Annotated in this window: 14 protein-coding genes; 7 read left to right on the forward strand and 7 right to left on the reverse strand. The window is 67.0% G+C overall.

Annotated elements, in window-relative coordinates; translation table 11 throughout:
- Nucleotide 1: 1 nt before the first annotated feature.
- Nucleotides 2-976, reverse strand: a complete 975-nt coding sequence (locus tag BLT73_RS13290) for a DnaJ C-terminal domain-containing protein (RefSeq protein WP_090524587.1) — start codon at nucleotides 974-976, stop codon at nucleotides 2-4.
- A gap of 39 nt (nucleotides 977-1,015) precedes the next feature.
- Entirely contained in the window at nucleotides 1,016-1,585 is a 570-nt protein-coding gene (locus BLT73_RS13295; RefSeq protein ID WP_090524588.1) for a DUF4202 domain-containing protein, read from the reverse strand.
- Here BLT73_RS13295 and BLT73_RS13300 point away from each other — a divergent pair.
- Nucleotides 1,573-2,769, forward strand: coding sequence for an amidohydrolase (locus tag BLT73_RS13300; RefSeq protein WP_245727333.1), 1,197 nt, complete (start codon nucleotides 1,573-1,575; stop codon nucleotides 2,767-2,769). The two genes, BLT73_RS13295 and BLT73_RS13300, sit on opposite strands and share 13 nt — an antisense overlap.
- Here the strand turns inward: BLT73_RS13300 and BLT73_RS13305 are convergent.
- Entirely contained in the window at nucleotides 2,759-4,078 is a 1,320-nt protein-coding gene (locus BLT73_RS13305) for a GH1 family beta-glucosidase (RefSeq protein WP_090524592.1), read from the reverse strand. The two genes, BLT73_RS13300 and BLT73_RS13305, sit on opposite strands and share 11 nt — an antisense overlap.
- A 116-nt stretch (nucleotides 4,079-4,194) precedes the next feature.
- On the opposite strand from BLT73_RS13305, the gene trpA reads away from it, so the two are divergent.
- The 4 genes from trpA (at nucleotide 4,195) to BLT73_RS13325 (ending at nucleotide 6,878) form a co-directional block, all read left to right on the forward strand.
- A complete protein-coding gene (trpA, locus tag BLT73_RS13310) occupies nucleotides 4,195-4,992 on the forward strand; it encodes a tryptophan synthase subunit alpha (protein ID WP_090524594.1) in 798 nt (265 codons plus the stop codon).
- A 42-nt stretch (nucleotides 4,993-5,034) separates the two neighbouring features.
- Nucleotides 5,035-5,526 (forward strand): GNAT family N-acetyltransferase, encoded by a 492-nt coding sequence (locus BLT73_RS13315; RefSeq protein WP_090524596.1) that lies wholly within the window; start codon nucleotides 5,035-5,037, stop codon nucleotides 5,524-5,526.
- An 81-nt stretch (nucleotides 5,527-5,607) separates the two neighbouring features.
- Nucleotides 5,608-6,324 (forward strand): TerB family tellurite resistance protein, encoded by a 717-nt coding sequence (locus tag BLT73_RS13320; RefSeq protein ID WP_090524598.1) that lies wholly within the window; start codon nucleotides 5,608-5,610, stop codon nucleotides 6,322-6,324.
- 68 nt (nucleotides 6,325-6,392) lie between these two features.
- On the forward strand, nucleotides 6,393-6,878 hold the full coding sequence (locus BLT73_RS13325; RefSeq protein WP_090524600.1) for a hypothetical protein: 486 nt from the start codon (nucleotides 6,393-6,395) through the stop codon (nucleotides 6,876-6,878).
- 201 nt (nucleotides 6,879-7,079) lie between these two features.
- Here the strand turns inward: BLT73_RS13325 and BLT73_RS13330 are convergent, their stop codons facing one another.
- From BLT73_RS13330 to BLT73_RS13340, 3 genes are all read right to left on the reverse strand, one after another.
- Nucleotides 7,080-7,505, reverse strand: a complete 426-nt coding sequence (locus BLT73_RS13330; protein WP_143025682.1) for a universal stress protein — start codon at nucleotides 7,503-7,505, stop codon at nucleotides 7,080-7,082.
- Between the two features lie 14 nt (nucleotides 7,506-7,519).
- Entirely contained in the window at nucleotides 7,520-10,360 is a 2,841-nt protein-coding gene (locus BLT73_RS13335) for a TRAP transporter permease (RefSeq protein ID WP_090524603.1), read from the reverse strand.
- Between the two features lie 138 nt (nucleotides 10,361-10,498).
- Nucleotides 10,499-11,470 (reverse strand): TAXI family TRAP transporter solute-binding subunit, encoded by a 972-nt coding sequence (locus tag BLT73_RS13340; protein ID WP_090524606.1) that lies wholly within the window; start codon nucleotides 11,468-11,470, stop codon nucleotides 10,499-10,501.
- 290 nt (nucleotides 11,471-11,760) lie between these two features.
- Here BLT73_RS13340 and BLT73_RS13345 point away from each other — a divergent pair, with 290 nt between their 5' ends.
- A complete protein-coding gene (locus BLT73_RS13345) occupies nucleotides 11,761-12,321 on the forward strand; it encodes a carboxymuconolactone decarboxylase family protein (RefSeq protein ID WP_090524764.1) in 561 nt (186 codons plus the stop codon).
- Here BLT73_RS13345 and BLT73_RS13350 read toward each other — a convergent pair.
- The gene (locus BLT73_RS13350; protein ID WP_090524608.1) at nucleotides 12,312-12,761 is read right to left on the reverse strand and encodes a type II toxin-antitoxin system RatA family toxin; all 450 of its coding nucleotides are present in this window, start codon (nucleotides 12,759-12,761) and stop codon (nucleotides 12,312-12,314) included. The genes BLT73_RS13345 and BLT73_RS13350 overlap by 10 nt on opposite strands.
- A 47-nt stretch (nucleotides 12,762-12,808) precedes the next feature.
- On the opposite strand from BLT73_RS13350, the gene BLT73_RS13355 reads away from it, so the two are divergent.
- Entirely contained in the window at nucleotides 12,809-12,994 is a 186-nt protein-coding gene (locus BLT73_RS13355) for a hypothetical protein (RefSeq protein ID WP_090524610.1), read from the forward strand.
- Nucleotides 12,995-13,008: the final 14 nt, after the last annotated feature.

Below are 13,008 nucleotides of genomic sequence, written 5' to 3' on the forward strand. Positions count from 1 at the left end.
CTCAGCCTCCCATGCCCTTGCGCGGATCATAGGCGTGACCCGCGCGCCATTCTTCCATGAACGCAGCCAGCTCCGCGTCGATCTGGGGCGGCATGACCACCTTCAGCTCGACATATTGATTGCCGCCCTTGATCCCCTTGCCCTTCAGCCGCAATCGCTGCCCGGTCGAGGCGCCCTTCGGCAGGTTCATCGACACCGCCCCGCTCAGCGTCGGCACCTGAACCTTGCCGCCCAGAACCGCCTCGTCGAGGCTGATCGGCAGGGTCAGCGTCACGTCGTTGCCGTCGCGCCGCCAATCCGGGTGATCGCCCACATGCAGCGTCAGATAGGCGTCGCCGCGCCCGCCCTGCCCGTATCCCTCGCCGCCCTTGCCGCGCAGCCGGATGGTCTGGCCGTCCGCAGCCCCTTCGGGGATCTTCACCTCCAGCGAGTTGCCGTCCGGCAGGGTGATCCGGGTCGCACCGCCTTTCGCGGCTGTCATGAAATCGACCTCCAGATCATAGCGGACATCCTGCCCGCGCATGTCGAAACCCTGCCCGCCTCCGGACCGGCGGAACCCGCCGAAATCCTGCTGTCCGCCGCCGAAATCGTCGCCCATCCCGGCGCCCGGCCCGCCGCCGCCGCGCCCGGCGCGGGCGCCGAACAGATCCTCGAACACGTCCGAGAAATCGCCATACCCGGCCGAGGAATATTGCCGGTAGGGGTTCTCGCCCCGCTCGGCGAAATCACGGTAATATTGCTGCTGCGGGCGTTCCTGGCCCTGCGCGTCGATCTCCCCGGCATCGAAGCGCGCGCGCTGCTCGGGATCCTTCAGCAGATCATAGGCTGCCGCCGCCGCCTTGAACCGCTCCGACGCCGCCGGATCGGGGTTCAGATCCGGGTGATCGGTCTTGGCGATCTTGCGATAGGCCTTCTTGATCTCGTCCTGCGACGCCGATTTGGTCAGCCCGAGCGCCTGATAGGGGTCGTCCATCACTCTGCCTTCTTGGTTTCGCGTCCAACGCGGCGGACGCGGTCAGGGTTCATAGCGGAAATGGGTGGCGAGCGCCTCGGGCATGTCGAATTCCGCAAGCGCCCGCGCCCGTGCCGGGGCCGAGATCTTGCGCGCCGTCAGCCGCACGATCCGGTCCATCTCCTCCGCGGTCTGGGTTTCCGAGAACGGACCCATGTAATGCCGCATGAAGGTGAACACGGCCACATCCTCAAGGGCCTGCACCTCGTCATCGCGCTTGATGCCCTGCTTGGTCAGCATCTTGCGGGCGCGGTCGATCTGATCGGCGTCATATCCCACATCGCGCATGATCCCCGCCACCCGCTCGGCATGGCGCCGCCCCTGCTCGGTCCGCCAGGACAGGTAGCCCTTACGGTCATCGGGGAAATCGCTGCGCGGCAGCATCCAGCGTTCGATATGCTGGCCCCGGCAGGCGATCTGCAAGGGCTCGGAGGCGTCGGGATAGAGCCGGCGCTGCTCCTCGGTCATGCGCTGACCATAGAGAAGCTCGGCCGGCTGGCCCTGTTCCATGTTGGGATCCTCGGCATTGGCGGCGTCGATCCGGGCGAAGGCTTGGTCGCGTGTCTCTGTCATGGCCGCATCTTGCCGCGCCGCGCGGCCCGTGTCATGTCCGATTCATGCTGAGCCATGCCGATATCGCGGAATTGACCGAATTGCGCCGGGCGCTGCATCGCGCGCCTGAGCTGTCCGGCCGGGAAATCCGCACCGCCGACCGCATCGCGGCGCTGATGGAAGATCTCGGCGCGGACGAGATCCGCACCGGGATCGGCGGCACCGGGGTGATCGCCGCGTTTCACGGCGCCGCACCCGGCCCTTCCGTGATGTTCCGGGCCGAGCTGGACGCGCTGCCGATCCGCGAGGCGGATGGCCCCGCGCATCGTTCGGCGGTGGAAGGCGTGGCGCATCTCTGCGGGCATGACGGGCATATGACCGGCCTGGTCGGGCTGGGGCGGGTGCTGGCGCGTGAGCGTCCGGCGCGCGGCACGGTCTGGCTGCTGTTCCAGCCGGCCGAGGAGAACGGCGCGGGCTCCGCCGCGATGCTGGATGATCCGGCCCTGCCCGGCTTCGATTACGGCTTTGCCATCCACAACTATCCGGGACTGGCGCAGGACCGGGCGCTGATCGCGGCGGGGGCGATGAACTGCGCCTCGGTCGGGCTGCGGGCGGTGCTGACGGGCGCCACCTCTCACGCCTCCGAACCTGAAAAGGCCCGCACGCCTGGCCCCGCCATCGCGGCGATCCTGCCGGCGCTGATCGGTCTGTCGCGGGGCAGTCAGGCGGATGCGGATTTCCGGCTGGTCACGATCACTCATCAGCGCATGGGCGAGGCAGCGTTCGGGATCACGCCGGGCCATGCGGAGATCTGGGTGACGCTGCGCAGCCGCACGGATGCCGCCATGGCGGGGCTGCGCGCGGCGGCGACCGACATCATCGCGGCTGGGGCAGCGGCGCACGGGCTGGAGGCGGCGTTCGACTCGCAGGATAATTTCGCGGCCTCGGTCAACGATGCCGAGGCTGCGGCGATCTTCGCCCGCGCCGCCGAGGCCGAGGGGATCGCGCTGTCGGACGCAGACCTGCCGATGCGCGCCTCCGAAGATTTCGGGCGCTTCGGCCAGGTCGCCCGCACTGCCATGATCCTGCTGGGAAGCGGCGCGGGTCACCCGCCGCTTCATGCCGAAAACTACGATTATCCCGACGATCTGATCGCGCCCTCGGTGCGGCTTCTCAACCGCGTCGCGCGCGATCTCACCGGCTGAGCGCGTCGCGGAACATCAGATAGGAGCCTTTCGGCGTGCGTGTCTGGGTCGCGTAATCGACATGGACAATCCCGAACCGCGGCCCGTAACCCAGCGCCCATTCGTAGTTGTCCAGGAGCGACCACTGGAAGAACCCCTTCACATCGACGCCCTCGGCCATCGCCCGCTGCACGGCGCCGACATGATCGCGGATATAGCCCTGCCGGACATCGTCGGCCACAGCGCCATCGACCACGCGGTCATACCAGGCCATGCCGCTTTCGGTGACATAGAGCTTCATCCCCTTGCCCTCGATCGCCTTTGCCGCGCGCATGATGAACTCATAGAGCCCGTCGGGGCGCATCTCCCAGCCGATCTGGGTCTTGGGCAGGGGTCCGGGCACCATCTCCGTATGCGGCCACGGCCCGCAGATATGGTGGTAATGGGCGCGGGTGTAATGGTTGACCCCCAGCCAGTCGACCGGGGTGGCGATCAGATCCATGTCCTGCTGCCAGCCCTCGGGCAGATGCGGCTCCAGCCCCGCCAGGGCCTCGGCCGGATAGCCCTGCCCCATCGCGGCCTCGAGGAACCAGCGGTTATAGATGGCGTCCTGCGCCTCCGCCCCCTTGCGGTCGGCGGCGCTGTCGGTCGCCGGGGCGGCGGTCTCGAAATTCAGCACCATGCCCAGATTGTCATGCCCGTCCGCCCGCATCGCCTGAATGGCCGTGCCATGGGTCAGCAGCACGTGATGCATGGCCCGGCCGGTGGCGCGGATGTCGCGCAGCCCCGGCGCGTGCGCGCCCATGAAATGCGACAGCCAGGCGATGCACCACGGCTCGTTCAGCGTCGCCGTCATCGCCACCCGGTCCCCGATCCGGCCGATCACCGCGCGGGCGTAATCGCTGAACCATCCCGCGATATCGCGGTTGGTCCAACCGCCGAGCGAAGCCAGCGGCGAGGGCAGATCCCAGTGATGCAGCGTCAGCACCGGCTTCAGCCCGCGCGCGACCATGCCGTCGACCAGCCGGTCGTAGAAATCCATCCCTTCGGCATTGATGTTCCGCCCGTCCGGCATTACCCGCGCCCAGGAGGTCGAGAACCGGTAGGCGTCGAAATTCCCGTCCCGGATCAGGTTCAGATCCTCTTCCCAGCGGTGATAGTGATCGCAGGCGACCGATCCGTCGCTGCCATCGACGACATTGCCCGGCGTGTTGGCGAATGTGTCCCAATGGCTGGACCCGGCCCCGCCGAAACGGCTGCCCTCGATCTGATAGGCCGAGGTGGCCACGCCGAAGATGAAATCGTCCGGAAAATCGCTGCGCCTGAACATCCTGCACCCCTCATGAAATCGGTTAACCCTAGCGCGGCCAAACGGGCGCCAACAATCCCCGGATTGATCCCGGCGGCGTCCCGCGCTAACCGATGCCCGACAGGGAAGGACATCGCATGACCCGCATCGACCGCAAATTCGCCGCGCTCAAGGTCCAGGACCGCAAGGCGTTCGTCGCCTATATCATGGCCTGCGATCCCGACCGAGAGACCTCGGCCGAGATCCTGGCCGGGCTGCCCGGCGCAGGTGTGGACATCATCGAGCTGGGCATGCCCTTCACCGACCCGATGGCCGACGGCCCCACCATCGAGGCCGCGGCGCATCGGGCGCTGAAAGCCGGGGGCAGCCTGTCGGTGACGCTCGACATGGTGCGCGATTTCCGCCGCCGCGACGACGACACGCCGATCGTGCTGATGGGGTATTACAACCCGGTCTATGCCCGCGCGGGCGGGGTGTCTCAGTTCCTGACAGATGCGGTGGAGGCCGGGATTGACGGGCTGATCATTGTCGATCTGCCGCCGGAGGAGGATGCCGAGCTGTGCAGCCCCGCGCAGCAGGCCGGGCTGAACTTCATCCGGCTCGCCACGCCCACCACGGACGACCGCCGCCTGCCCGCAGTGGTCGCGAACACATCCGGCTTCGTCTATTACGTGGCCGTCACCGGCACGACCGGCGGTGCTGCGGCCAAACCCGAAGACGTAGCCCCCGAGGTCGCGCGGATCCGCGACGCCGCCGGGTTGCCGGTTGTGGTGGGGTTCGGCATCTCGACGCCCGAGGCCGCCGAAGGCATTGCCCGCGTGGCTGATGGCGCGGTGGTGGGCAGCGCCATCGTCAAGAAGATCGGCGCGGGCGACAGCCCCGAGACGGTGCTGGCATTCGTGCGCGAGCTGGCCGATGGCGCGCATCGGGGCTGACCGGCCGGGCGCGCCGGGGCCACGCGTGATGCGGGCCGCAGGATGATCCGGGATGCCCGACCAGAGGACGCAGCCGCCATCGGCGCGATCTGGAACCCGATCATCCGCGACACCGTCATCACCTTCTGGCCAACCGAGCGCAGCGAGGCCGAGATCCGCGCCTATATCACCGAGCGGACCGGGCCGGGGCATGGCTGCTTCGTCTGGGAGGAGGACGGCCGGATCGGCGGCTTCGCCAGCTATGGCCAGTTCCGCGCCGGCGGCGGCTATGCGCATTCGATGGAGCATTCGATCAATGTCGCGCCGCGCCTGCATGGAACGGGCGCGGCCACCGCGCTGCTGACCCATCTGGAGCAGCACGCAGCGACCGGCGGCGCGCGGCTGATGATCGGTGGCATCACCGGCTCGAACCTGCGCTCCATCGCGTTTCACCAGCGGCATGGTTACACCGAATGGGGCCGCATCCCCGCGGCAGGGCGGAAATTCGGCCAGTGGCACGATCTCGTCTTCATGGGCAAGGATCTGACCGGCTGAGCGCGGCAGATCGGCGCATCCGCATCCGGCCCGCCTGCCCGCGTCTGGCGCGGGGCCGAAAGACCAGTTAGCATCCGCAGCATGATCGCCGCGAACACCAGCCCTGCCCCCGAACTTCCCCGCCCGCGCAGTTTCTGGCGCCGAATCGCCGACCGCATGGCGGCCTTTATCGGCGCGCGCAGCCCGGCCACGCCGCCGGAAAAATCCGTGGCCTTCACCATCGCGGTGATCTCGCTCGGCGCGAAGATCGCCAAGGCCGATGGCCGCGTCGCGCGTTCCGAAGTGGCGGCGTTCCGCCGCATCTTCACCATCCCCCGCACCGAGGAGAAGAACGCCGCCCGCGTCTTCGACCTGGCGCGGCAGAACACCGCCGGGTTCGACGCCTGGGCGCGGCGCATGGCGCGGCTGTTTCCGGCCGCCGACCCGGTGCTGGAAAACGTGATCGAGGGGCTGGTGCTGGTCGCCGTGGCCGATGGCGCGCTGCATGATCTGGAACGCGAGATGCTGGACGAGATCGCCCAGATCTTCGGATTCACCCAAGCGCAGCTCACCTCCATCATCGCCCGCCACGACCCGGACACCGCCTGCCCGCCCTGCGAGATCCTGGGCATTCCGCATGATGCGACGCTGGAACAGGGCCGGGCCCGCTGGCGCGAGTTGGTGCGCAAGAACCATCCCGACCGGGCGATTGCGGCGGGTCTGCCGCGCGAGGCGATCCGGCTGGCCGAGGCGCGCACACGGGCCATCAACGATGCCTGGCAGCAATTCCGGCAAAGCCACGCGCCGCGGCCGTCCTGAGCGCAGGCGGAACCGCCGCTGCCGGTAAATGGTTGATCCGGCATGATTGTCACATCCGGGATATCGAGATGGCACCGAAACTGATGACCGCGCTGATCCTGTCGGCGTCGCTGGCCGGCCCGCTGACCGCGCAGGACTGGGAGATGCCGCGCGCCGAGGATCAGCCGCCTGCATCTGCTGACGGCGCGGAACGGCCCGGCGATGACCCGCTCTCCGGGCTGGAGCAGGAGTTGAACCGGACCATGGACGGCATCTTCCGAAGGCTTCAGCCGCATCTGGAGGGGCTCGGCAACGAGCTGGCCGGGACGGTGAACGAGTTCAGCCCGGCCTTGCGGGAACTCTCCGCGCTGATCGACGATTTCGGCAATTACCACCGCCCCGAGCGGCTGGAGAACGGCGATATCGTCATCCGCCGCCGCGCCGATGCCCCGCCCCCGCCCGACATGGACGAGTTGCAGCGCCTGCTGCCGGATGAGGGCGACGGCGCGCCGGGTCGCGGCGAGGAATGGGCTCCGCCCGAGAACAGCACGCCCGTCCCGCAGACCGAGCTGTAACGCCGCGCGGCGGGGCTGGACCGTCCCGGCTTCGTCCACGGCACCGCAGCACACCCGGCCCGGAACAAGGGGCGCAGCTCCGCCGGGCCAGCGGCCGACCGCGGGCCCTCTGCCGAATATGGCAGCGACGCGATCTATGGGTGGTGCTCCGATAGAAAGGGGGGCGGCCAGGCCGCCCCCTCCCCGTTACAGTTGCCCCCCTCAGCGCACGATCATCACGCTGACCGGCGAGTGCCGCACGACGCGGTCGGCCTGGCTGCTGATGCGGAAGGTGCGCAGCTCGTCGGGCGAGTGAGAGGCCATGACGATCAGATCGGCGCCGATCCTGTCCGCGGTGGCGATGATCGTCTCCGCCACATGGCCGTGGCCGACATGGGTGGTGACACCCGCCATCTCGCCCAGCTCGCGCGAGACGAAATCGCCCAGGCTGGCCTTCATCTCCTCGAGCGCGCGCTGCTCATAGTCTTTGGGCAGGTAGCTTGCCACCCAGGCATTGCCGACATCATGGACGATGCCCAGCAGATGCAGCGTGCCGCCCGCCTCGACAAGCTGCCGCGCGGCGGGCAGTGCCTTGTCCCAGCTTGACGGGTGCTGAAGGTCGATCGGAAGAAGAATGGTGTTGAACATGTCGCGCTCCTTCCTCACGCCGCTGCCGGTGCGGTGGCCACGCCGCCATGGCCAGGCCCCGCCCGCCTGCGCTGCATCCAGACCACGAGCGCCAGCAGCGCGAAGGCCGGGATATACATCAGGTATTTGGATGGGGCCGCCGCAGGTGCACGGACCATCAGGATCTGCTGATCCCAGTCCAGACCGGCATCGGCGGCGGGGCTGTCGAAGGCGACATTGTCGATGATGACCTCATCGCCGTTCTGGATCGTCTCCATTCCGAGCGCGGCCATCCGGTCCGCGCCGTTCTCGCCTTCCGGGACCGGCATCTGGACCCGGAACTCCACCGGCTCGCCGACCTGATCCAGCCCGGACACGACCAGCCGGAACGGCTCGCCCACCGGGGCGTCGCCAAGCGCCTGCTCCAGCTCGGCCGGGGGCCGGTCATCCCAGGGCGGCGCCACCATGTCCATCCAGAAGCCCGGACGGAAGATGGTGAAGGCCACCAGCAGCAGCGCCAGCGTCTCGACGATCCGGTTGCGGGTCAGGAACCAGCCCTGCGTCGCGGCGGCGAACAAGAGCATCGCCACCGTCGCCGTCACGAAGACGAAGATCCCGTGCAGCCAGCCCACATCGATCAGCAGCAGATCGGTGTTGAAGATGAACAGGAAGGGCAGCGCCGCGGTGCGCAGGCTGTAGAAGAAGGCCACCACCCCGGTGCGGATCGGATCGCCTCCCGACACGGCCGCCGCCGCGAAGGAGGCCAGACCGACGGGCGGCGTCACATCGGCCATGATGCCGAAATAGAACACGAACAGATGCACCGCGATCAGCGGCACGATCAGCCCGTTCTGCTGGCCCAACGTCACGATGACCGGGGCCAGCAGCGCCGAGACGACGATATAGTTCGCCGTGGTCGGCAACCCCATCCCGAGGATCAGCGACAGGATCGCGGTCAGCAGCAGGATCGCCAGCAGATTGCCGCCCGACAGCACCTCGACCACATCGGCAAGCGCCGAGCCGACGCCGGTCTGGCTGACCGCGCCGACGATGATCCCCGCCGTGGCGGTGGCGATGCCGATGCCGATCATGTTGCGGGCGCCCGCGATCATGCCATCCACCAGATCGTTCAGCCCGGCGCGCAGCGCGGTGCCGACCTGCGTATTCCCGTGCCGGTCCTCGCCCCGCATCATCACCATCATCGGGCGCTGCGTCAGCAGGATGAAGATCATGAAGGCCGTGGCCCAGAAGGCCGACAGACCCGGCGACAGCCGGTCCACCATCAGCGCCCAGACCAGCACCACAACCGGCAGCAGGAAATGCAGACCCGAGCGCACGGTCGGCCCCGGCATCGGCAGTTCCGTCACCTCGGCATTGGGATCGTCGATCTCCAGCGGTGCCTCGCGCGAGCCGACCCAGAGGAGGCCCAGATACACAGCCGTCAGGAAGGCGAACACGACATAGCCCGCCGCCTCGCCAAAGGCCGGGCGGATCCAGCCCATGCCGTAATAGACCAGCATGGCAAGCGCCGAGACGACCATCACCCCGAAGACGAACCCGACGATGCGGCGCATCCACGGCCCTGGCTCATAGGGGCGCGGCAGACCTTTCATGCCGGATTTCATCGCCTCCAGATGGACGATATAGACGAGCGCGATATAGGAGATCGTCGCGGGCAGGAAGGCGTGGCGGACCACGTCGAAATAGGGAATGCCGACATATTCCACCATCAGGAAGGCCGCAGCCCCCATCACCGGCGGCATGATCTGGCCGTTGACCGAGGACGCGACCTCGACCGCGCCGGCTTTCTCGGACGAGAAGCCCACCTTTTTCATCAGGGGAATGGTGAAGGTGCCGGTGGTGACGACATTGGCGATGGACGAGCCCGAGATCAGCCCGGTCATGGCCGAGCTGACGACGGCGGCCTTGGCCGGCCCGCCGCGCATATGGCCCATCATCGAAAACGCAACCTGGATGAAGTAATTCCCCGCGCCCGCCTTATCCAGCAGCGCGCCGAACAGCACGAACAGGAACACGAAGCTGGTCGAGACGCCGAGCGCGATGCCGAACACGCCCTCTGTCGTGATCCATTGATGGTTCACCACCTCGGAAAGCGAATTGCCCTTATGCGCGATGATCTCCGGCATGTAGGGGCCAAGGAAGGTATAGGCCAGAAACACCGTCGCAACGATCATCAGCGCCGGGCCGAGCGCGCGGCGCGTGACCTCCAGCAGCAGAAGCAGGCCGATGACGCCGACGACCATATCCTGCGTGATCGGACGGCCGACCCGCGTCGCGATGTCGTCATAGAAGATGTAGATATAGAGCGCCGCGAAGACCGAGATCAGCGCCATCGCCCATTCCCAGGGCGGCACCCAGGTCTTGGGCGACCCGGCCAGGATCGCCAGCAGAACCGCAGCCCCGCACAGCACGATCCACCAGGCATTGCCGCCATCCGCGCCTTCGATGAACAGCAGCGTCATGATGACCGGCACGGCGATGGCGAGCCCCATCTGCACCTTGGTCCGTTCCGCCGGATAGGCGAGATAGGCCAAAAACATCGCGAAGGCGAGGTGGATGGAACGGGTCTCGGTGTCGTTGAGGATGCCGAACTCGAAGATGAACGGCAGCGGCGAGGCGATCCAGACCTGGAACAGCGACCAGCAGAAGGCGACGATCAGGATGGTGCGTCCGACCCAGCCCGCAGGCGTCCGCGCCCCGGTGTCGGAAGAGGCGACGAGCTCGTCCAGCTCGGACTGGCTCATCCCGCCGCGGCCCGCGGCCTCCATCTCGACGGCGGCGGCGTCCATCTGGTCGCGGTCCTGCCGGTCGGATGCGCCGGGCGGCGGGCGCTTCGGATCATTCTCGGTTGTCATGTCCCCATTCCCCTCAACTGACCGGTTTCTTCCGGCATTCTGTCTCGATTTTAGTTAACTGTCATGAAAAAGCGGCCCCGCCGCAAGAGCGGAGCCGCCGAATCGAGCTGTCAAGCACGACAAATCGTCAGGTTCGGATCACTCGATCCAGCCCTGCTCGCGGTAATATTTCTCGGCACCGGGATGCAGCGGCGCGGAATTGCCTTCCGCAACCATGGCTTCCGGCTCGAGGTTCTCGAAGGCCGGGTGCAGCCCCTTGAAGCGGTCGAAATTGTCGAACACCGCGCTGACGACTTCGTTGACGACATCCTCCGGCACGTCGGCCGAGGTCACGAAGGTGGCCTTCACGCCGAAGGTATTGGTGTCGCCATCCGTCCCGGCATACATGCCGCCCGGAATGGTGGCCTTGGCGTAATAGGGGTTTTCCTCGATCAGCGTGTCGATCTCGGGGCCTTCGACCGGCACCAGATTGGCTTCGACGGTCGAGGTCGCCTCCTGGATCGAGCCGTTCGGGTGGCCGACCGTATAGACGATGGCGTCCACCTTGTTGTCACCCAGGGCCGCGGACTGTTCGGCCGGCTTCAGCTCGGACGCCAGCGAGAAATCGTCCATTGTCCAGCCCTTGGCGTCCAGCACGACCTGCATGGTGGCCAGCTGCCCGGAGCCCGGATTGCCGACATTCACCCGCTTGCCCTGCAGATCGTCGAAGCTGGCGATGCTGGCATCCTGTCGGGCCACCACGGTGAACGGCTCGGGATGGACCGAGAACACGGCGCGCAGATTTTCGAACTTGTTGTCGCCCTCGAATTCCGGCGAGGAGCCGTTATAGGCGTGATACTGGATGTCGGATTGCGCCACGCCCATGGTCATGTCGCCGGACTTGATGGCGTTGACATTGGCCACCGAACCGCCGGTGGACGGCGCGGTGCACTTGATGCCGGTCTCGGCGGTGTCGCGATTGACCAGACGGCAGATCGACTGGCCGACGACGTAGTAGACGCCGGTCTGGCCGCCCGTGCCGATGGTGATGAAACGCTCTTCCTGCGCCGAGGCGGCGCCAGCGACGGTCACGAGGGCAAAGGCCGCCGTCACGGATTTGATGAAGCTCATTTGGGACTCCCTGTTGGTCTGATGCAGCAAGCGTCCGATATCTTTGTCAAAAGTGCAACAGCGGACTGCGGTTGAGAAACCAGTTGAGAAATTAGTTGCAAACTATTGATTTCAATTAGTTATAATCGAGAATCCGCGCCATGAAGCGCCATGGATAGATTAAGATGCAACTATCCTTGCGGCATCGCGACGCGCCGGGCCGGGGTGGACGCCGCGGAAAGGTGATTGCGCCGAAATGCCGCTTCATGGCAGGCAGGCAGCAACGCCACGCCGCACGGAAAGCCCCACTGATGACGCATGATTTCAGCCCGATCGACGACGCGGACTGGCCCGCGGAGGCCGCCGGGCTGCGCGACGGCTTTGCCGGGGCGCTGAACGTCTACCGCTGCATGGCGCATCATCCGCGCCTGCTCAACGCGTGGGCGCCGCTGCGCGAGCATCTGGTCAGACAGCCATCGCTGACGCCGCAGCAATCCGAGATCGTGATCCTGCGCGCCGGGCACCGGCTTGGCTCGGAGTATGAATGGGCCCATCACGTCCACCGCGCCCGCAAGCTCGGCATGGCGGACGCCCGCATCGCCCGCATCGCCGGGCCCACAGCAGAGATGGAGGGCGAGGATGGCTTGCTGGCCCGCGCCGTGGACGAGCTGTTCGACGACCGCCGCCTGTCCCGGACGACGCAGGCCGGGCTTGACACGCCGCTCGGGCCGCAGGGCATGCTGGACCTGATCGCCACGGTCGGGTTCTACAGCGTGCTGGGTTTCATGCTGCGCAGCTTCGACACGCCGCTCGACGCGGATGTGGCGCGCGAGATGGCGGCGCGGCCGTTGCCCCGTCCCGATCAGCCGTAAAGCGCGCGGGCGCGGTCCTCGAAGCCGCGGACGATCCGGCTCATCGCCTCGTCGAACACCACCCCGATCAGCCGGGCGAGGATGGCGTTGCGGAACTCGAAATCGACGAAGAAGTCGACCTCGCACCCGCCCGCCTCCAGATCACGGAAACTCCAGCCGCTGCGCAGATAGCGGAACGGACCGTCGAGATATTCCGTGTCGATCTTCAGATCATCGGGCCACAGCGTGACGCGGCTGCCGAAGCGTTCGCGGAACACCTTGAACGAGATCACCAGATCGGCCTCGATCACCTCGGACCCGTCCGGTCCCGGCGCGCGCGACCGGATCCGTGCCGCGCTGTTCCACGGCAGGAATTCCGGGTAGCGTTCGACATCCGCCACCAGATCGTAGATCTGGCGCGCGGCATAGGGCAGTTTGCGGGTTTCGGAACGGTGAGGCAATATCGGGTCCGTGGATGGCTTGGCCGGACTTAACGCAAGGGATTCTGATGAACAACATGATCTGGCTGCTGCGCGCCTCGCGTTGGGCGAGACGCCCGCCGAGCATGAAGATGGTGAAGCTGGTCTTCGGCCTGATCGCGGCCGCGCTCGTCATCGTCGCGCTCGAGAAGCTGGGCATCTGGCCGGAATGGGCAACCCTGGAACAGGGTCGCGGGCCGCGCCTGCCGCGCTGATCGCGTCAGGCCGC

The organism is Paracoccus isoporae, assembly GCF_900101865.1.
GTDB classification, from domain to species: Bacteria; Pseudomonadota; Alphaproteobacteria; order Rhodobacterales; family Rhodobacteraceae; genus Paracoccus; species Paracoccus isoporae.